The sequence below is a fragment of the Halorhodospira halophila SL1 genome (assembly GCF_000015585.1).
Lineage (GTDB): Bacteria > Pseudomonadota > Gammaproteobacteria > Nitrococcales > Halorhodospiraceae > Halorhodospira > Halorhodospira halophila.
On record NC_008789.1, the window covers coordinates 535,419 to 555,372 of the forward strand.

The 19,954-nt window shown below is 69.0% G+C and carries 19 protein-coding genes and 1 pseudogene; 3 read left to right on the forward strand and 17 right to left on the reverse strand.

The genetic code is table 11. The features are described from left to right. Positions 1-2: 2 nt before the first annotated feature. The 3 genes from HHAL_RS02380 to HHAL_RS02390 are packed head-to-tail and all read left to right on the forward strand — an operon-like array spanning position 3 to position 2,895. Positions 3-1,112, forward strand: coding sequence for a RuBisCO large subunit C-terminal-like domain-containing protein (locus tag HHAL_RS02380; RefSeq protein WP_011813278.1), 1,110 nt, complete (start codon positions 3-5; stop codon positions 1,110-1,112). A 4-nt stretch (positions 1,113-1,116) separates the two neighbouring features. Continuing rightward, entirely contained in the window at positions 1,117-1,590 is a 474-nt protein-coding gene (locus tag HHAL_RS02385; protein WP_011813279.1) for a cupin domain-containing protein, read from the forward strand. Between the two features lie 24 nt (positions 1,591-1,614). Continuing rightward, positions 1,615-2,895 (forward strand): HlyC/CorC family transporter, encoded by a 1,281-nt coding sequence (locus HHAL_RS02390; protein ID WP_011813280.1) that lies wholly within the window; start codon positions 1,615-1,617, stop codon positions 2,893-2,895. Positions 2,896-3,240: 345 nt separating this feature from the next. Here the strand turns inward: HHAL_RS02390 and HHAL_RS02395 are convergent, their stop codons facing one another. The 17 genes and pseudogenes from HHAL_RS02395 to fliN form a co-directional block, all read right to left on the reverse strand. After that, positions 3,241-3,738 carry a chemotaxis protein CheW gene (locus HHAL_RS02395; protein ID WP_011813281.1) on the reverse strand — a complete coding sequence of 166 codons (498 nt, stop codon included), beginning with the start codon at positions 3,736-3,738 and terminating at the stop codon, positions 3,241-3,243. Between the two features lie 19 nt (positions 3,739-3,757). Further along, positions 3,758-4,708: a chemotaxis protein CheW gene (locus HHAL_RS12460; protein WP_011813282.1), complete on the reverse strand. Its 951-nt coding sequence runs from the start codon at positions 4,706-4,708 to the stop codon at positions 3,758-3,760. Further along, complete coding sequence (locus HHAL_RS02405; RefSeq protein ID WP_011813283.1) at positions 4,701-5,498, reverse strand: ParA family protein; 798 nt, start codon at positions 5,496-5,498, stop codon at positions 4,701-4,703. Before HHAL_RS02405 ends, HHAL_RS12460 begins: the two co-directional genes overlap by 8 nt. A 20-nt stretch (positions 5,499-5,518) precedes the next feature. Further along, positions 5,519-6,706 carry a protein-glutamate methylesterase/protein-glutamine glutaminase gene (locus tag HHAL_RS02410; protein WP_011813284.1) on the reverse strand — a complete coding sequence of 396 codons (1,188 nt, stop codon included), beginning with the start codon at positions 6,704-6,706 and terminating at the stop codon, positions 5,519-5,521. A gap of 44 nt (positions 6,707-6,750) precedes the next feature. After that, positions 6,751-8,970, reverse strand: a complete 2,220-nt coding sequence (locus tag HHAL_RS02415; protein ID WP_011813285.1) for a chemotaxis protein CheA — start codon at positions 8,968-8,970, stop codon at positions 6,751-6,753. Positions 8,971-9,009: 39 nt separating this feature from the next. Beyond that, positions 9,010-9,795: a protein phosphatase CheZ gene (locus tag HHAL_RS02420; protein ID WP_011813286.1), complete on the reverse strand. Its 786-nt coding sequence runs from the start codon at positions 9,793-9,795 to the stop codon at positions 9,010-9,012. Between the two features lie 5 nt (positions 9,796-9,800). Beyond that, on the reverse strand, positions 9,801-10,184 hold the full coding sequence (locus tag HHAL_RS02425; protein WP_222702535.1) for a chemotaxis response regulator CheY: 384 nt from the start codon (positions 10,182-10,184) through the stop codon (positions 9,801-9,803). Positions 10,185-10,237: 53 nt separating this feature from the next. Next, the gene (locus tag HHAL_RS02430) at positions 10,238-10,981 is read right to left on the reverse strand and encodes an RNA polymerase sigma factor FliA (RefSeq protein WP_011813288.1); all 744 of its coding nucleotides are present in this window, start codon (positions 10,979-10,981) and stop codon (positions 10,238-10,240) included. Further along, positions 10,981-11,814, reverse strand: a complete 834-nt coding sequence (locus HHAL_RS02435) for a MinD/ParA family protein (protein WP_011813289.1) — start codon at positions 11,812-11,814, stop codon at positions 10,981-10,983. Before HHAL_RS02435 ends, HHAL_RS02430 begins: the two co-directional genes overlap by 1 nt. Positions 11,815-11,852: 38 nt before the next feature. Further along, on the reverse strand, positions 11,853-13,610 hold the full coding sequence (flhF, locus tag HHAL_RS12465) for a flagellar biosynthesis GTPase FlhF (protein WP_011813290.1): 1,758 nt from the start codon (positions 13,608-13,610) through the stop codon (positions 11,853-11,855). A 6-nt stretch (positions 13,611-13,616) separates the two neighbouring features. Beyond that, a pseudogene (gene flhA / locus HHAL_RS02445) lies at positions 13,617-15,737 on the reverse strand (flagellar biosynthesis protein FlhA). Beyond that, the gene (gene flhB, locus HHAL_RS02450; protein WP_011813291.1) at positions 15,734-16,909 is read right to left on the reverse strand and encodes a flagellar biosynthesis protein FlhB; all 1,176 of its coding nucleotides are present in this window, start codon (positions 16,907-16,909) and stop codon (positions 15,734-15,736) included. Before flhB ends, flhA begins: the two are co-directional and overlap by 4 nt. Positions 16,910-16,912: 3 nt before the next feature. Then, on the reverse strand, positions 16,913-17,704 hold the full coding sequence (gene fliR, locus HHAL_RS02455; protein ID WP_011813292.1) for a flagellar biosynthetic protein FliR: 792 nt from the start codon (positions 17,702-17,704) through the stop codon (positions 16,913-16,915). Next, complete coding sequence (gene fliQ / locus HHAL_RS02460; RefSeq protein WP_011813293.1) at positions 17,705-17,974, reverse strand: flagellar biosynthesis protein FliQ; 270 nt, start codon at positions 17,972-17,974, stop codon at positions 17,705-17,707. Between the two features lie 142 nt (positions 17,975-18,116). Continuing rightward, entirely contained in the window at positions 18,117-18,857 is a 741-nt protein-coding gene (gene fliP, locus HHAL_RS02465) for a flagellar type III secretion system pore protein FliP (protein ID WP_011813294.1), read from the reverse strand. Positions 18,858-18,860: 3 nt separating this feature from the next. After that, complete coding sequence (gene fliO, locus HHAL_RS02470) at positions 18,861-19,322, reverse strand: flagellar biosynthetic protein FliO (protein ID WP_011813295.1); 462 nt, start codon at positions 19,320-19,322, stop codon at positions 18,861-18,863. Next, positions 19,322-19,846: a flagellar motor switch protein FliN gene (fliN, locus tag HHAL_RS02475; protein WP_011813296.1), complete on the reverse strand. Its 525-nt coding sequence runs from the start codon at positions 19,844-19,846 to the stop codon at positions 19,322-19,324. The genes fliO and fliN overlap by 1 nt, the downstream gene beginning before the upstream one ends. Between the last annotated feature and the right edge of the window lie 108 nt (positions 19,847-19,954).

Genomic DNA, 19,954 nt, shown 5'->3' on the forward strand with positions numbered 1-19,954 from the left:
CCTTGTCTGCCGAAACCCTGCGCGTGACCTACTACCTGACCTGCCGCCCCGGCGAAGATCCCCACGACAAGGCCAAGGGCATCGCGCTCGAGCAGAGCGCCGAGCTGCCCTCGCGCTGCATCCCGGAGCACGTCTACGACGACGTGGTGCCGACGATCCAGGAGCTAACAGCGCTGGAGGACGGCCGCCACCGCCTGGTTCTCGACTTCCCGGAGGCGATCACCGGCCTCGAACCGACCCAGCTGATCAACAACCTGTTCGGCAATATCTCGCTCAAGAGCGGGATCCGCCTGGCCGACGTGGAGTGGACGCCCAACCTCCTGCGCGCCCTGGGCGGGCCGCGCTACGGGACCGCCGGCGTACGCGAGATGCTCGGCATCGGCGAGCGGCCGATCAGCTCCACGGCGCTCAAACCCCTGGGCCTGGACACCGCCACGCTGGCGGGCTTCTGCGCCGACTTTGCCCGCGGCGGCATCGACCTGATCAAAGACGACCACGGGCTCTGCGACCAGGACACCTCCCGCTTCGTCGATCGCGTGCAGGCCTGCCAGCGGGCGGTCAACGAGGTCAATGCCGAGACCGGCGGCCGCTCGCTCTACCTACCCAATGTCACCGGCCCCCGCTGGGAGCTGGACAAGCGCCTCGACGCCGCGCAGGAGGCCGGCTGCAAGGCGGTCCTCATCTGCCCCTTCCTCACCGGTCTCGATGCGCTGATCTGGGCCCGCGAACGCTACGACATGGCCCTGATGGCCCACCCGGCCTTCGCCGGCGCGGTGGCCGGCGCCGAGCACGGCATCGACCCCGCCCTGCTGCTCGGCGAGATCACCCGCCTGTTCGGTGCGGATATGGTGGTCTACACCAACGCCGAGGGGCGCTTCCCCACTTACGATCAGGCGCTGTGCGACCGCATCAACGACCGGCTGCGCCGCCCCCTGGGCGACATCCGCCCGGCTCTGCCCACGCCGGGCGGCGGTGTGGACGCCGCACGCGCGCCGTATTGGGCCGAGCGCTACGGGCCCGACGTGGTACTGCTGATCGGTGGCAGCCTCTACGCCCAGGGCGATCGGGCCGCCGCCGCACGCCGTCTGCAGGATGTGGTAGAGGGTCAGTAACGGCATGAGCAGCGGCGAGCACGAGGCCTCCCGCGTCCTGCGTGAGCGGGATTACCGCTGGGAAGGCACCGAGGAAGAGGCCTACAAGGCGGAGGGCACCCACTTCAGCGGTGCCCGCCGCCAGACCCTGGTCGGCCGCCCGGCCGGGCAGGAGGCGCCGGCCTTCGAAACCCGCTACTTCGAAGTGGAACCCGGGGGCTACACCACCCTGGAGCGCCATGAGCACACCCACGTGGTCATCGTGGTCCGGGGCCACGCCGAGGTGGTCCTGGACGACCGGGTCGAGCCCCTGACGCCGCTGGACTGTGTCTACATCGCCCCCCACGCCTGGCACCAGATCCACGCCACCGGGGCCAACGAGCCGCTGGGATTCCTGTGCATCGTCGACAGCGACCGCGATCGGCCACAGCGCCCGGACGCCGACGATCTGGCGCGCCTCTGTGCCGACCCGGCCGTCGCCCGGCGCATCCGTACCTGAAGCCACCGAGGCCCAGAGCACCCCTTGGAAGCGATCCCCGTCAGCCTACTCTTCGCCACCCTCGGCGGTCTGATCATCCTCTCCGGCTGCTTCTCCGGCTCGGAGACGGCGCTGATGTCGCTCAACCGCTACCGCATGCGCCACCTGGCCAAACAGGGGCACCGCGGGGCGCGCATCGCCGAGCGGCTGCTGCAGCGTCCGGACCGGGTGCTCGGGGTGATCCTGCTCGGCAACAACTTCGTCAACATCGCCGCCTCGTCCCTGGCGACGCTGATCGCCCTGCGCCTCTACGGCGAGAGTGCGATCGCCGTAGCCGCCGGGCTGCTGACACTGGTGATCCTGATCTTCGCCGAGGTGGCCCCCAAGACCCTGGCCGCGGTCCATCCGGAGCGCGTCGCGTTCCCGGCCAGCTACGTCCTGTGGCTGCTCCTGCGCTTGCTCTATCCGCTGGTCTGGCTGGTGAATACGGCGGCCAACGCCCTGCTGAGCATCATCCGGGTGCGGGTGGAAGACGTCAGCGCCGCAGAACTCAGCCAGGACGAGCTACGCACAGTGGTCAATGAGGCCGGCGACATGATCCCCCGTCGCCACCGGCACATGCTGGTGAGCATCCTCGATCTGGAGGAGGCGACGGTGGAGGACATCATGATCCCGCGCACGGAGATCGTCGGCATCGACCTCGACGACCCGTGGTCAGAGACACTGGAGCGGCTGACCAACAGTCAGTACACCCGCATGCCGGTCTACCGGGGGACGGTGGACCACGTCATGGGGTTCGTGCATGTACGGCGGATCGTGGGTGACCTGGTCCGCGGCAACTTCACCCCGGAGGATCTCCAGGCGCGGTTGAAGGAGCCGTTCTTCATCCCGGAAGGGACCGGGCTGCACACCCAGCTGCTGAAGTTCCAGCGCCAGCGTGAGCGGGTCGGCCTGGTGGTGGACGAGTACGGCGAGATCCTGGGCCTGGCCGCTCTGGACGACATCCTGGAGGAGATCGTCGGCGAGTTCACGACGGACCCGGGCACCCTGACCCGTTCGATCAACCGGCAGGATGACGGGACCTATCTGGTCGAGGGCAGCGCGACGGTCCGGGAGCTGAATCGGGTCCTGGGCTGGGAGTTGGAGACCAGCGGACCGAAGACCCTCAACGGGCTGATCCTGGAGCGGCTGGAAACCATCCCCGAGGCGGGCACGAGCCTGCTCATCGACGGCTATCCGGTGACCATCGTGCAGACCCAGGGCAATCGGGTGAAGACCGCGGAGATCCAGCCGGAGCGCCCCCCGTCCGTCCAGCGGCCGGGGTGATGCAGCCGCAGCCGCCCGCCGAGAGGCACCCCGCCGCCATCCGGCGCTGCCCCGCGGTTGGTGCCCGGACGCTGCCGTGGGTGGGGGCCCTGCCACCCCGCCTGACGGTCGCGCCCCGCCTGACGGCGGGGTCCCCTGCGCGGCTCACCCCGGCGGGGCCGCTCGCTTAACTCGCGGCGCTACGCGCCGCTCGGACAAAACCTCGCTGATCCCCCGCCGGGGCTGCGCTGCTCGGCGCGCCCAATGGCGGGGTGGCAGGGCCCCCACCCACGGCGCGCCGGCGGGCTTTGTTGCCTGCGCCGGATGGCGGCGGGGTGCCTCTCGGCGGGCGGCTGGCCGTGGTGATCAGAGGGCGGCCACCTCCTGCCACTCGTCCTCGGTCAGGAGCTTGTTGGCATCAACCAGGATCAGCAGCCCGTCCTCGCGACTGACCACCCCATAGATGTAGCGCGACGATTCCTCATTGCCGACGTTCGGCGCCGTATCGATCTGCGCCTCGCGAACGCTGGCCACCTCATCGACGCTGTCGACCAGGATACCGGCGACGTTCTCCGCCACCTCCATGACAATGATCCGACTCTGCTTGTCCGCCTCCCGAGGCTTCATGCCAAAGCGCAGCCGCGTGTCGATCACCGTCACCACTTTGCCACGCAGATTGATGATCCCCAGGACGAACTCCGGGGCCCCCGGCACCGGCGCGATCTCCGACAGCGGCAGGACCTCCTGGACCTGCATCACGTTGATGCCGTAGTGCTCGTTGCCGAGCTTGAACGTCACCCACTGGGAGGTCGGCCCCTCAGCGAGTTCGGCATCGTCTTCGTACTGTGCCTGTTCGTAAGCCATGTATTCCCCTCGCTACGGGTTAACCGGAACCGGCGGGGTTATTCTGCCCGCGGGAGGCTGGGGATGCCAGGGTGCCGCCAACCCCGCCCTCCCGCTCGAGCATATCGGCGAAGGCGTCCGTATCCACCAGCGCACAGAGGTGTTCCCGCACCGTGCCCGCCAGCCAACGCCGTCGCCCCTCGGCCGAGCGCCACTGTACCTGCTCCGGGGTTAGCTTGAGCACCGCCCCCACCTCCCGGCACGCCAGTCCCCAATGGCCGTCGCCGACGATGATGATCCGCCCGGCGCGGCGCTCCTCGAGCGGTGGCCGGCGGTCCTCGGGGAGGACCACCTCGGCGGTATCGACCACCTGCACGTAGCGCCCACGGTGGTCGAGCAGCCCATGCATCCACGCCGGCTGCCCGACCGTGGGCTCAACCTCGTCCGGATCCTCCCACGGCACCACCCGGTGGAGCTTGACCAGCGGCACCGCCAGGCGCAGGGCCCCCACATGCAGGGTCAGCGCCTGAAAGAAAGGCCGGGCCCAGGCCGGCGTCGGATCGGCCGGGGGCTCCTTGCCACCGGCACCGGCACCCGCCTGGGTGCGCGGTGGCGCCGGGGCAGCGGTCTTGGCAGGCGGGGGATCGGGCTCGGGCTGCGGCTCGGAGGCCGTCTCCGGCGGTGCCACGGTCGGCAGCGGCGCCTGGGGCAGGCGCGGCCGCTCGGCCATGCGGCTCTGCGCCGCGGGCGCCTGAGGGGCGGGCGCTCGAGCTGCTTCCGGGGCCGCTGGTATCTCGCGCTCCGCGGATTCACCCGGGGACGACGCCGCCTCTGCGGCAGCCGCCTCCGGCTCCGGGGGCGGCTGTTCCCCGCCCGGAGACGCCTCCGCCTCCGGCACAAAGTCCTCAACCTCGTCGAGCAGCGCCTGAAGATACTCCCCCAGGGCGTGCTGGTGATCGGGCAGCCCCTTCCCCGGGTCCTCTTCAGACATGGCCGGCCACCTCGTTATCACGTTCGCGCTCGGCCCGGGTCAGGTGTTCGAGCAGCTTGCGAAAGGCGAGGCTGCCCCGGCACCAGGGCTGCATCACGGTCAGCGGCAGGCCGTCCCGGCTGGCCTCACGGAACTGCGTGTCCACCGGGATGGCGCCGGGCCAGACCCGCTCGCCGTGGCGCTGCTGCAGATCCTCCAGGGCCCGGGTGGCGGCCCGGGTCCGCCGGTCGTACAGCGTCGGGACGATGGTGTAAGGCAGCGCGCGGGGCCGCGAGCGCTCAATCATCTCCAGGGTGTGCACCATCCGCTCCAGCCCCTTGAGGGCGAGGAACTCGGTCTGCACCGGCACGATCAGCTGATCGCAGGCGGCCAGGGCGTTGACCATCAGCACCCCGAGCATCGGTGGGCAGTCGAGCAGGGTGTAGTCGAAGCGGTGGGCCATGGTGCTCAGCCCCCGGCGGATCACCAGCCCCATGCCCTTGCGGCTGCCCAACTGTCGGTCCAGAGTCGCCAGCGAGGTGGAGGCCGGCAGCAGGTGCAGGCCCTCCACGGCGGTGGGCACGCTCATCGCCTCGGGATCGATGCCCCGGCCCTGGTGGCGGAAGAGCTCGTAGAGGTTCGGCTCCACCACCTCCGGATCGTAGCCGAAGTAGCTGGTCAGCGACCCGTGGGGATCGAGGTCAACCACCAGAACCGAACGCCCCCGCTGGGCAAGCAGCCCGGCGAGGCTGGTGACGACCGTGGTCTTACCGACGCCGCCCTTCTGATTGGCCACTGTCCAGATGCGCATAGGCCTGCCGATCCTGCCCGCTAGCGAAGGCGGGCGAGTTCGTCTCCGATCCGCTCGAGGGGCAGCACCTGATCACTGAGCCCGGCCTTGGCCACCGCCGCTGGCATGCCGTAGATGACGCTGCTCGCCTCGTCCTGGCTCCACACCCAGCAACCGTTGTCCTTGAGCAGCTTGGCCCCCTTGGCCCCGTCCGAGCCCATACCAGTGAGCACGATCCCCAGCACCCCTGCCGGGGCCAGCCGGGCCAGCTCGCTGAAGGCAATATCGACGCTCGGCTTGTAGTGGTGGTCGCTCTGCCCCTCATAGGTGTAGACACTGAGCGCGCCGCTGCGCCCGCGTACCCCCAGGTGCCGGCCGCCGGGGGCGAGGAGCACCTCGCCAGGGCGCAGCAGGTCGTCGTCATCCGCCTCGCGGACCTGCACCTGGCAGAGCTCATTGAGGCGCTCGGCGAAGGCCGGGGTGAAGGAGGCCGGCATATGCTGGATCACCAGCACGGGCACCGGGAAGCTCGCCGGTAGCCGGGTCAGCACCCGCTGCAGCGCCACCGGCCCGCCGGTGGAGCACCCGATGACCACCGCCTGCAGATCGGCCAGGCGCGGACCGCCGCGGCCGGCGCGCCGCGCCCCAGTGGCCGGGGCCGGCTGCGCTGCAGGGGCCGGCGCCCGCGCCGCGGCTTCGCCTTCCGGGCGTGAGCGAGCCGCCGGCGGGGTGCGGCTGGGCGTCGGGGCCTCGCCGGTAGCCGGAGGCGCAGCCGCCGGCGCCCGGGCCTGGGAAACCGCAGCCTGCCCGCCCCGGGGGCCACCCCCGCGCCGGCCGCCGCCGAGCTCGACCAGCCGCCCGCAGAGCTGACGCTGGACCGCCTCCATGTCGCCGGAGATGTCGGCGAACCGCTTGGGGATGAAATCGGCGGCGCCGGCTTCAAGCGCCTCGATGGTCGCCCGAGCCCCCTCGTGGGTGAGCGAGGAGAACATCAGCACCGGGGTGGGTCGGCGCTGCATGATCTCGCGGACCGCCGAGATGCCGTCGAGTTCGGGCATCTCGATGTCCATGGTGATCACGTCCGGGCACAGCCGCTGGGCCAGCGACACGGCCTGTCGGCCGTCGGCAGCCTCGCCGCAGACCTCGAGACGCGGGTCCTGCTCGACCATGGCGCGGATGCGCCGGCGGAAGAAACCGGAATCGTCGACCACCAGAACCCGAATGCTCACCCAGTCCTCCTCGACCAGCGACGCGCGCCCCGCGCCCGGGAGGCCTACAGCCGCTTGCCGTACGCCTTGATCAGGCTCGGAATGTCGACGATCAGGGCGATCTGCCCGTCGCCGGTAATCGTGGACCCAGCCAACCCGGGCAGGCCGTGGAGCAGCGCACCGAGGGGCTTGATGACCACCTCCTCGAGACCGATGACCTCATCGACGACGAAGCCCACCGCCTGATTGCCGACGATCACCGTGATGACCTGGCGCTCGTCCTCGGACTCCTCACCGTTGGCCATCTCGCGTTTGGTGGTCAACACCGGCTCGCCCGCCTGGCTGAGCCAGCGCTCGAGGAAGAACAGTGGCATGGCCTTGTCGCGGACGATGGCCACCAGGCGGTTGTTGACCACGTTGGTACGCACGTCCTGGAGCTCGAAGATCTCGCGGACTACCGACATGGGCAGGGCGAACTTGCGCCCGGAGATCTTGACCATCAGCGTCGGCAGGATGGCCAGGGTCAGGGGCAGCTGGATGCGCATGACCGTGCCGCGGCCCAGTTCCGAGTCGATGTCCACCGTGCCGTTGAGCCGCGAGAGGCTGTTCTTGACCACGTCCATGCCCACGCCGCGTCCGGAGACGTCGGAGATCTCCTCCTTGCTGGAGAAACCGGCGTGGAAGATGAGGCTGAACGCCTCCTTGTCGTCGAGCCGCGAGGCCGACTCCTCGTCCATCAGGCCCTTCTTCACCGCCAGGCCGCGCAGCTTGTCCGGGTCCATGCCGCGCCCGTCGTCAGCGATGGTCAGCAGGATGTGGTCGCCCTCCTGCTCGGCGGCCAGGGTCACCGTGCCCTGGCGCGGCTTGCCGGCGGCCTCGCGCTCATCGGGGTACTCCACGCCGTGGTCGACGGCGTTGCGCACCAGGTGGACCATGGGATCGGCCAGGGCCTCGACCATGTTCTTGTCCAGGTCGGTGTCCTCGCCGTGGGTCTCCAGGGTGACCTCCTTGTCGAGCTGGCGCGCCAGGTCGCGGATCACTCGGGGGAAACGCCCGAAGACCTTCTTGATCGGCTGCATGCGCGTCTTCATCACCGAAGACTGCAGGTCGGAGGTGACCAGCTCGAGATCGCTGACCGCCTGGCCGAGGCGGTCGTCGTCGACCTCGTTGCGCAGATTGGAGAGGCGGTTGCGCACCAGCACCAGCTCGCCGACCAGGTTCATGATCTCGTCGAGCTTGGCGGTATCCACCCGCACCGAGGCCTCGACCTTGTTGCCGCCACCGCCGGCATCGGCACCGGCGGCGCCACCTTTATCGGCGGCGCCGCCACCCCCGCCGCCCTTGTTGCCACCGCCACCGGCGGCGGGTTGCCGGGCGGGCTTCTCGGCACCACCGCTCCCCTGGCCCGTGGCAGGCTGCGGCGACTCGGCCGCCGGCTGTTCGGGGGCGGATGGACTAGACGGCGACGGCTGGGGCGGGGCCGGCTCCGGGGTACTCTCCTGCGCGCCGTCCACCGCCGGCGGCGGCGCATCCTTGCCCGGCGCGGCGCCGGGGCCGTAGAGACTGTCGAGCAGCTGCTCGAACTCCTCCTCGGTAATCTCCTCACCGCCCCCACCCGAGTCCGACCCGGCGGGGGCGTCGGCGGCCGGCTGCTCGGCCGCCGGCTTGCCCTGGTGCTGCCCCTTGCCGTGCAGTTCGTCGAGGAGCTGCTCGAACTCGGCGTCGGAGATCTCGTCTCCGCCGGTATCGACGGAGGCCTCATCCCCCTCATCGAGGGCTGTCAGCAGCTCGTCGAACTCGGCGTCACTCCCATCGCCGCCCTGCCCCGGCGTTGCCGGCTGTGCGGCGGCCGGCGCCGGCTCGGCACCGGCAGCCGGCGGCGCAGAGCCGCCGGCATCCGGCTTCTTGAGGCGGTCGAGCTCCTGGAGCAGCTCCGCCGGGGCGGGCTCCGGGTCGCTGCCGCTCTCGATCTGTCCGAACTGCGCCACCACCACATCGAGGGCGCGCAGGACGGAGTCCATCAGTTCCTGGGAGACCTGCTTGTCGCCATTACGCAGCAGGTTGAAGACGTCCTCGGTGCGGTGGCAGACGTCCACCAGCGGGTCGAGCCCCAGGAACCCGGCGCCGCCCTTGATGGTGTGGAAGCCGCGGAAGACCGAGTTGAGCAGGTCCTTATCCTCGCCGTGCTGCTCCAGGTCCACCAGCTGCTCGCCCAGCCGGTCGAGGATCTCCCGAGACTCGACCAGGAAGTCCTGCACGATGTCGTCGTCGAGGTCGATGGCCATGCTCGGCCTCCGCTGTTGTTGGGCTTCTCGGTGCCCGGGTTAGAACCCCAGACTCGACAGGAGGTCGTCCACCTCGTCCTGTCCACTGACCACATCATCGCCGCCCTGCCCGGGCAGGGTCGGCCCCTCGCCGCGGCGCATGCGCTCGCTGGCCGCCTCGGCGTCCTCGGCGGCACGCCCCGGGCGCTGGAGACCATCCTCCTCGAAGCGCTGCCCGGAGATCCTTACCAACTGGACCAGGTTCCCCTCGACCTCCTCGACCAGGGCGATGACCTTGCGGATGATCTGCCCGGTCAGGTCCTGGTAGTCCTGGGCCATCAGCGCCTCGTTGAGCTGATCGCTGATCTGCCGGCTGTCGGCCTGAACCCGACCCAGGAAGGCTTCCAGATCCCGGGAGAGTTCGCGGAAGTCCTCGACGTTGAGCTCGCGGCGCTGGAAGGCCTGCCAGCGCTCGGCCAGCCGCGCTCCCTCCTCGGCCAACTGCTGCGCCAGCGGCGCGCTGCCCTCGATCACCGTCAGGGTACGGTGCGCGGCCTGCTCGGTCATGGTGATGACGTAGTTCAGGCGCTCGCGGGCGTCGGGGATCTCCTGGGAGGTGATATCGGCCAGGCGCTCATCGTAGTTGAACGCCTTGATCGCCTCGTGCAGGTCCCGCGTCAGGGTGCCGAGTTCGCGGAAGAGCTCCGTCTCCCGCAGGTGGGTCAGATCGTCGATGACCGCCTGGGCGCCCTCGCTATCCCCGGCATCGACGTGCTCCAGCAGCTGCTGGGCCGCCCGCCGGTACGCTTCGAGATCGGCGCCGCCGCTGCCCTGCTCCCGGCGCATGCTGTTCAACCCCCACCTGCCTGGACCCGTTCGAAGATCTTGTCGATCTTTTCGCGCAGCGTGGCCGCCGTGAAGGGCTTGACGATGTAGCCGTTCACCCCGGCCTGCGCTGCCTCCATGATCTGCTCGCGCTTGGCCTCGGCGGTGACCATCAGCGTCGGCAGATCCTTGAGGTTCGGATCGGCACGAACGTGCTTGAGCAGTTCCAGGCCGGTCATGCCGGGCATGTTCCAGTCGGTGATGAGGAATTGGATCCCGCCCTTTTGCAGGATGGGCAGCGCCGTGTTGCCGTCGTCGGCTTCAACCACGTTGTTGTAGCCGAGCTCGCGCAACAGGTTTTTGATGATGCGCCTCATCGTGGAGAAGTCATCCACCACGAGGATCTTGATGTTCTTGTCCGCTGCCACATTGCCCCCCTATCTCGAGGCCTTGCCAAGCCGTGCTAAGCCGTTCGTTCCTGCTGCTCGCGCCGCCACTCGCCGAGGCGATTGCGCAGCTTGAGCATGATCCGGCCGTGGATCTGGCTGACCCGCGACTCCGAGACCCCGAGGACCTCACCGATTTCGCGCAGGTTGAGCTCCTCATCGTAATAGAGCGCCATGACCAGACGCTCGCGCTCAGGCAGCTCGCGGATCGCCTCGGCCAGTTCACCCTGAAACGCCTCGTCCTGCAGCATCGCCAGCGGCCCCGGCTCGTGCCCGGCGGGCTCGTGGGGTTCGCCGGTGCCCGGATCCTCCTGATCGATGCTGAAGACTTTCGCCGAGGACACATCCTGCAGGATATTGTGGTATTCCGCCACCGAGATCCCCAGGGCCTCGGCCACTTCGTGGTCGCGAGCGTCCCGCCCGGTCTGGTGCTCGATGGTGCGGATCGCCTCGGCCACCTCGCGGCCCTTGCGGTGGACCGATCGCGGCGTCCAGTCAAGCCGGCGCATCTCATCGAGCATGGCGCCGCGGATGCGGATCCCGGCGTAGGTCTGGAAGCTCGCGCCCTGGGAGGAGTCGTACTGGCGCGCCGCCTCGAGCAGGCCGATCATGCCGGCCTGGATCAGATCCTCGAGCTGCACGCTCGGCGGCAGGCGGCTGGCCAGGTGGTGGGCGATCCGCTTGACCAGGGAGGCGTGGCGGGTGACGAGGTCCTCGTCGCCCTGTTGCGCCACCGCGGTGTACATCGCGTGACCATTCATCAGGTCACCTCTCCCCCCATGCTGCTGTATTCAATCAGTCGCTCGACGAAGAACTCCAGGTTGCCGGTGGCACCGGAGGGCGTCGGCCATGCATCGATGCGCCGCGCCAGGTCGTTGAAGGCACGCGCCGAGGGGCTGTTCGGGTAGGTCTCCACCACCGGCTGCTGCTTCTGCACCGCCCGGCGCAGACGATCATCCTCAGGGATGGCGCCGATGAAGTCCAGATTCAGGTCGAGGAAGCGCTCGGTGGCCACGGACAGCTTCTGGTGCAGCATCTGCCCCTCGCGGCGACTGCGCACGCGGTTGGCAACCAGATGGAAGCGCTCGACCCCGTAGCGGTTGAGCACCTTGATCAGGGCGTAGGCGTCGGTGATCGACGAGGGCTCGTTGCAGGCGACGATGACCAGCTCGCGGCAGGCGCGCACGAAGCTGACCACACTCTCGGAAATGCCCGCCGCGGTATCGACCAGCAGCACGTCGACATCGCGCTGGAGCTCGCTGAAGCAGCGGATCAACCCGGCGTGCTCGGCGGCGGTGAGCTCGGCCATGCGCTGGGTACCCGACGAGGCGGGCACGATGGTAAAGCCCCCGGGGGCCTCCACCAGGACCTCGTCGAGGCTGGCGTCACCGGAGAGCACGTGGGAGAGGTTGAGCTTGGGCGACAGCCCCAGGGCCACATCGACGTTGGCCAGGCCCAGGTCGGCGTCGAACAGCATCACCTCCTGGCCCATGCGGCTGAGCGCGGTGGCCAGATTCACGGAGACGTTGGTCTTGCCGACTCCGCCCTTGCCGCCGGTGACGGCGACCACCTTGACCGGTCTGGTTTTCGCCATCCTGCGCAACCCCGCCGCCTGATCGAGGCCCGGCTCAGTCAGGAACATGCGCCTCCCCCACCGAGCGCCAATGCCAGGGCTTCCTCATCCGCCTCCTGGACGTGCTCGTCCAGCAGGGCACATGCCCGGTGGACGAGTGTATCACCCCTGGCCGCCTGGAGGTCTTCCGGCACCCGCTGGCCCACGGCCAGGTAGGCGATGGGCAGCTTGGTGCGCAGGGCGCAGGTCATCGCCCCGCCCAGACTCGAGGCCTCGTCGACCTTGGTGAAGATGCAGCCCACCGGCTCGGCGCCGGCGAAGGCGCTGACCGATTCGGTCAGGGTCGCCATCTGCGTGGCCGCCGAGAGCACCAGGTACGTCTTCACCAGGCCCTCCGCGCTGCCCAGGGTCTTGAACTGCTCAGCCAGGCGGACATCGCGCTGACTCATGCCCACCGTGTCGATGAGCACCAGACCACGATCCATCAAATCGTCGACAATCGTGCGCAGCTCGTGACGATTGGTGGCGGTGTAGACCGGGACGTCGAGGATACGGGCATAGGTGAGCAGCTGATCCTGGGCGCCGACCCGGTAGTTGTCGGTGCTGACCAGCGCCACCTGCTCGCGGCCGTGACGCAGGGCGTAGCGCGCCGCCAGCTTGGCCACCGTGGTGGTCTTGCCGACGCCGGTGGGGCCGACCAGGGCGTAGACCCCGCCGCGATCGACGATCTGATCACCGGCGATGGGCAGATGCCGGGCGATCAGGGCCAGGGCCTTGCGGAAGGCGGTGTCGGGGTTCTCGTCGCCGCCGATGTGATCGGCCAGCTTACGACTGACCTCGGTACCCATACCGAGGTCGGTAAGCCGCTTGATCACCGCGGCCCGCGCCGGGTGGCGGTGGCCCATGCGATTCCACTCGAGCAGCGAGAGCTGGTTCTCGAAGAGGCTGCGCAGGGTACGGATCTCCTCGCGCATCTCCTGGAAGGCCGGCTCCTCCTCGACACGCCGCCGGCTTGCGCCGCCGCCGCTCGCCGCGGCGGCACCACTCTGGGCGCCGCTGCTGGCCGCCTCCGCGGCGGCGCCTATCGCCGCAGCGTGCTCCGCGCCACCGAGCCCGTGGTGACGCTGCCCGGCACTGCCCCCGCCGACGCCGCCTTGACTCCGCTCCGGGCGGGACGCCGGATCGCGCCGCGGCTGCTCGGCGCGCTTGCGCTCCACCTCCTGGTGCTCACGGCTGAGGGCGTCGAAGAGTTCGGCGTCCTCGTCGGCACCACCGACCCGCAGGTCGATCCGCGGCTCGCGGCGTTCGCCCCCGGCGGCGGCGCCGCGCTCCTGACCGGCGCTGCGGTGGGCGGCGGCATTGGCGCGGGCCCGCTCCGCCGCGCCGGAATCGATGCGCGGCCGCCCACGGGACGCCGACCCGCCCTCGCGCTGCGGCAGGGCGTCGTCGGCCACGGCGCCACCCGCCCGCAGGCTGCGCAGCCGGGCCAGCGCCGCCTCGCGGGCGCGGCCGGCCTCATCCTCGGTCTCACCGGCCTCCCCGGCCTCCCCGGCGGGCTCACCGCCGGCCGCAGGCAGATCCGGCTCCCCGGGGCGCGGCCCCGGGGACCCGTCCAGGGGCGGGATCTCGGCCGCCCGCGGATCTTGTGCGCGGGCCGCCGCCTGAACGGCGCGCTCATCGTAGTCCACCGCCGAGATCACCTCCACGCCGCCATCGACGTTGCGCGAGGAGATGACCACGGCGTCCGGGCCGTGCTGCTCCTTGACCTTACGCAGCGCCTCGCGGGTATTGGCGGCGAAGATTCGCTTGATTCGCATGGTGCGTTACCCCTGCTTGCCCGATTCCTCCTGCCCCTGGCCGACGTTGGCAATGATGCGCACCTGCCGGTCGTCCGGGACCTCGTTGTAGGACAGGACGTAAAGCCCCGACGCCACGTTGCGGGTCAGCCGTCGCAGCCAGTGACGCAGCGGCGGTGACGTCAGCAATACGGCGGGCTGACCGGCGGCTTCTTGACGCTGCACCGCCTGGGAGATCGAGCGCTGCATGCGCTCAGCCAGCCCGGGCTCGATGCCGCCGCCTCCGTCCCCGGCACCCTGTACAGAATTAAGCAAGAGTTGTTCCAACTGTGGCTCCAGGGTGATCACCGGCACCTCACGCTCCATGCCGACGATCTCCTGGAGGATCATACGGCTGAGCGCCTCACGCACGTGCTGGGTGAGCTGCCCCGGATCCTTGGTCTTCTGCCCGTGCTCGGCCATCGCCTCGACGATGGTGCGCATGTCGCGGATGGGCACACCCTCCTCGAGCAGGTTCTGAAGAACCTTCACCACCACGGACAGGGAGAGGGTGTTGGGCACCAACTCCTCGACCAGCTTCGGCTGGCTCTGGCCGAGCATGTCGAGCAGCTTCTGCGCCTCCTCGTGGCCGAAGAGCTGATGGGCGTTACGCTGCACCTCCTGGGAGAGGTGGGTGGCAATCACCGTGCTGGCGTCCACCACCGTGTAGCCCAGGGTCTGCGCGTAATCGTGCTGGGACGGCTCGATCCACACCGCGTCAAGGCCGAAGGCGGGATCCTTGGTCGGCGAGCCGGAGAGCTCGCCGTGGACCGTCCCGGGGTTGATGGCCAGCTCGCGGCCAGGCTGTACGTCGCCCTCGGCCACCGGGACGCCGTGGATACTGACGCGGTAGATGTTCGGCCCGAGATCCAGATTGTCGCGGATGTGCACCGGCTGAACCAGGAAGCCCAGATCCTGGGAGAGCTTCTTGCGCACGCCCTTGATCCGCGTCAGCAGCTGCCCGCCCTGGTTGCGGTCGACCAGCGGGATCAGGCCGTACCCCACCTCCAGCCCCACTGGATCCACCGGCGGGACGTCGTCCCAGGTCAGTTCCTTCTTCTCGGGATCCTCCGGCTCCTAGGCGGTCCGCTCGGCCTCGGTCGACTGCTGCGCCGCCGTCGCGGCCTCGACCTGGCGCTGCCCGGCGTACCACGCCCCCAGTGCGCACAGCCCGGCGAAAAACAGGAACGGCACCGGCGGCAACCCCGGAGCCAGGCCGAGCAGGCCGATGATCGCGGCGACCACCCAGAGCACCTGCGGGTTGCTGAACAGCTGCTCGAGGATGTCGTCGGTCATCCGCCGGGTATCCGAGCGGCGGGTGACCAGGATGGCCGTGGCGCTGGAGAGCACCAGTGAGGGGATCTGCGCCACCAGACCGTCGCCGATGGTCAGCAGCGTGTAGTTGCGGGCGGCCTCGTCGACCGGCATGCCGTGCTGGGTCATGCCGATGATCAAGCCGCCGACGATGTTGATCAGCAGGATCAAGATGCCAGCGATGGCGTCGCCGCGGACGAACTTGGCGGCACCATCCATGGAGCCGTAGAAGTCGGCCTCCTGCCCCACTTCCTGGCGCCGGTTGCGCGCCTCCTCCTGGCTGATGATGCCGGCGTTGAGGTCGGCGTCGATGGCCATCTGCTTACCCGGCAGCGCATCCAGGGTGAAACGCGCTGAGACCTCGGAGATACGCCCGGCACCCTTGGTGACCACCACAAAGTTGATGATCACCAGGATGGCGAAGACCACGAAACCCACCACGTAATTGGCGCCGACGACGAACTCGCCGAAGGACTGGATGACGTTGCCCGCCGCGTCGGTGCCGGTGTGGCCATCCAGGAGGATGATCCGGGTCGAGGCGATGTTCAGCGCCAGGCGCAGCAGCGTGGCCACCAGCAGGATGGTCGGGAAGACCGCGAACTCCAGCGGCCGCATGATGTAGACGGTGACCAGGAGGATCGACAGCGACAGGACGATGTTGAAGGTGAACAGCATGTCCAGCGCCAGCGGCGGCAGCGGCACGATCATCATCCCCAGCAGGGCGATGACCAGCAGCGGTGTGCCCAGCCCGCGCGAGCCGATGTTGCGGATCTGATCGGCGATGGCCGAATTCATCGGCGGCTATCCCCTCCTCGCTCGTCGGATGACGCCTCGCCGCCGGTGTCGTAGCCGGACGGGACCTCTGGCTCCGGCCGCTGCGGCGGCGTCCAGCCGCGGCGCTGCGCGGCCTGGAACTGATAGACGTAGGCCAGCACCTGGGCCACGGCGAAGTAGAGCGCGCCCGGGATCTCCTGGTCCAGATCGGCGGAATGATACAACGCGCGCGCCAGCGGCGGGGCCTGGAAGATCAGGATGTCGTTCTCCTCGGCCAGCTCGCGGATGCGCGCGGCGAGCAGATCGGCGCCCTTGGCCACCACGGTGGGGGCGCGCATGGTCGACTGATCATACTTGAGCGCCACGGCGTAGTGGGCCGGGTTGGTGATGACCACGTCGGCATCGGGAACATTCTCCATCATCCGCCGGTTGGTCATCTCCCGCTGCTGTTCGCGGACCCGCTGCTTGACCTCCGGCTTACCCTCGGTCTGCTTGAACTCCTCCTTCACCTCCTGCCGCGTCATGCGGATCTTCTGGGTGTGGTCGTAGATCTGGTAGGGGATGTCGATGGCCACCACCACCAGCATCGATAGCGCCAACAGGAAAAAGAAGATATAGAACAGCCGCATACCCTCGGCCATGGACGGCTCGAGCGGGGCGCGACTCATGGTGTAGAAGTTGTCCCAGAAGAGCACGAACAGCCCGACGGCGGTGCCGCCGATGACCAGCACCTTGCCCAAGGCCTTACCCAGCTCCACCGCCGCCTTGGTCCCGAACATGCGCTGGAACCCCTTGATGGGGCTGAGCTTTTCGGGCTTGGGCTGCATCGGATGGAAGGAGAAGCTCCACCCGCCCAGGGCGGTGGGCGCGATCACCGCAGCGGCGAGCATCACCGCGATGAATGGCAACACAGTGAGCAATCCACGCCCCAGCGCCTCGTGCAGCCGCTCGATGACGATCCCGGGGTCGTAGATGTGGCTGCGATCGATGGTGAACGACCACTCCAGCAGCGCGGTCAGCTGATTGCCCATGAACGGCCCCAGCGCCAGCAACGCACCGGCGGCCACGAGCAGCAGCAGCATGGTGGTCAGCTCCCGCGAGCGCGGGACCTGCCCCTTCTTGCGCGATTCCTCGCGCCGTTTCGGGGTCGGGTCTTCGGTTTTTTCCTGCCCGTCTTCGCTCTCCTGGGCCACGGCCTACCCCCCGATCCCCGGTGTGCCAAGCAACTGCCCGATGGTGTTGTACGCCTCGCTCCACATCATCGCCATGCGCGCCGGCAGCGCCGGCAGAACCAGGATGGGCATCAGGACCCCGCCGACCAGGATGGTCAGCGGCAGGCCGACCGAGAAGACGTTCATCTGCGGCGCAGCGCGGGTCATGACACCCAGCGACAGGTTGATGACCAGCAGGACCGTCACCAGCGGCAGCGCGATGAGCACGGCGCCAGCGTACATCTGCGTTCCCCAGGCGGCCACACCCCAGAAGACGTCCCGATCCAGGACGATCTCGCCGATGGGCACCGCCGAGAAGCTGTCCGCCAGCAGCTGGATCAGCATCAGGTGCCCGCCGACGGCGAGGAAGAGCAGCGTGACGATGGTCAACAGCAACTGCGAGATCACCGGCACGGACATGCCCGTCTGCGGATCCACCATGGTGGCGAAGCCCAACCCCATGGCCAGGGCGATGCTCTCGCCGGCGATCACCGCCGTATTCAGCGCCAGGGCCAGGACCATGCCAATGGTCAGCCCCACCAGGATCTCCTGGACGGCGATCAGCAGACCGTCGGGGGAGAGCGGATCCACCGGCGGCACCTCGCCCACCGCCGGAAGGACGGCAATGGTCAGGGCCACGCCGATGAACACCCGCACCTGCAGCGGCACCATGTCGTTGCCGAACACCGGCGCGACCAGGGCCGCCGCGCCGATGCGCATCAGCGGGTACATGAAGGTCCCCACCCAGGCGGCGGCTTCGGCGCTGCTGATCTCCATTCAGCGCAGGATCTCGGGGATGCTGCGGATGAGCCCTTCGGTGAAATCGGTCAGCACCTGGGTCATCCACGGCGTGAGCAGGAACAGCACCACCGCCAGGCCGACCAGCTTGGGCACGAACGAGAGGGTCTGCTCGTTGATCTGCGTCGCGGCCTGAAACATGCCGACGATCAGGCCGATGATCAGCGCCGCCAGCAGGATGGGGCCGGCCAGGAGCGTGGCCACGGTCAGCGCATCGGTGCCCAGCTGAATCGCCCGCTCCGGTGTCATAGACAACCTCCATTAAAGCCTGACCGATGGCGGCCGGCGCCGACCGCCCGGCCCGGGCTAATGCGGCACGGCGTTGCCGCGTCCCGCCTTGCACTTGCCGCCGGGCGGCAAACTCTTGCCACCCGGCGGCGCACCCTGCCGGTCACAGGAAGAAACTGGACGCCAGGGTGCCCATGATCAGTGACCAGCCGTCGACCAGAACGAAGAGCATGATCTTGAACGGCAGCGAGATGATCATCGGCGAGAGCATCAGCATGCCCATGGACATCAGCGTACTGGCCACCACCAGGTCAATGACCAAAAACGGCAGGTACAGCACGAAGCCGATGATGAACGCCGTCTTGAGCTCGCTGGTCATGAACGCCGGGATCAGCACCGACATGGGGACATCGTCGGGGCTGTCCACCTCGCCGTAATCGGCGATGCGCAGGAACAGGGCGATGTCGTCCTCGCGGGTCTGGCGGATCATGAACTCGCGCATGGGCTCGCTGGCCTGCTCCAGCGCCTCCTCCGCCCCCATCTCCTCGGCCATGTACGGCTGCAGCGCGGTCTCGTTGATCTCGTCGAAGACCGGCATCATCACGAACAGGGTCAGGAACAGCGCCAGCCCGATGAGCACCTGGTTCGACGGGGTTGAGGCGGTGCCCAGGGCCTGACGCAGGATGGCGAGGACGACGATGATGCGCGTGAACGCGGTCATCATCAGCACCATCGCCGGCAGCAGCGTCAGCAGGGTCATCAGGACGAGGACCTGGACGCTGAGGCTCCAGGTCTGCCCGTCCTCGGTCTCCTCGATGGTCAGCGCCTCCAGCCCCGTCTGGCCATAGGCCAGCGCGGGGCAGAGGAGCAACGCCACAAGGAGCAGGATTCGGAGTGTGGGCATGGACTACTGCTGATCGGATTGCTGCATCAAGCGACGCAGCCGCGCCGCGAACGGGCCGCCTTGCCCGTCGCCGGTCTCGCCACCGACGCCGGTCACTGGGGTCTCCAGCACATGCAAGGTCTGTACCCGCCCGGGCGCCACACCGAGCAGCAGTTGCGTGTCACCAACCTGAACCAGCACCACGCGCTCACGCTGCCCCACCGGCAGCGAGCCGAGCACGCGCATCTGCCCCGTGCCGCCCACCGCGCCGCCACCGAAGCGGCGCAGCAGCCAGGCCAGCCCGATGATCACCGCCAGCACCACCAGCAGGGCGACGATCACCCGGGCAATGGCCTCGGCCTCGACCCCAGGGACGGTCTCGGCCCACGCCGGCGCCGGGAGCGCCAGCAGATTGACGCCCAGCGCCACCGTCGCCCGGCGCGGGCGCCGGAAAAGCGACGCCGGGGAGCGCAGTCGCAACGCCATCAGCGCAGCTTCTTCACCCGCTCCGCCGGGCTGATGACGTCCGTCAGGCGGATGCCGAAGCGCTCATTGACCACGACCACCTCGCCGTGAGCGATCAGGGTGCCGTTGACCATGACATCCAGTGGCTCGCCGGCCAGGCGGTCGAGCTCCACCACCGAGCCCTGGTTGAGCTGCAGCAGGTGACGGATGCTGATCTGCGTCCGGCCGATCTCCATAGACAGCGTGACGGGGATGTCGAGGATGACGTCGATGTTCTGATCATCCTCGCCCCCCGCGCGCGTGGCAGCCGGGTCGAACTCATCGAGATCCACCGAGCGGCCGGCCCCGCTGCTGCCCTTGCCGGCGCCCTTCGCACCCTTTTCGGGGGGCTCCTCGGCCGCGCCGCCGCCCTCTTCCATGGCGGCCGCCCACTCCTCGGCCAGGGCTTCGTCGTCGATGCCCTCTCCCCCCTGGCCCTCCTGCTCGGCCAGGGCGTCGGCCCAGTCGTCTTCGGCCGACGATTGCTTGTCTTTCTCGTCGCTCATGACTCATCCACCCTGTGGCTGCTCTGGGGGCGCTCCGGCGCCTCGTCCGACTCGGCGACGCTGCTGCGCTGCTCGGCGGTGATCCGGTTGATGCGCTGCTGCACCGGC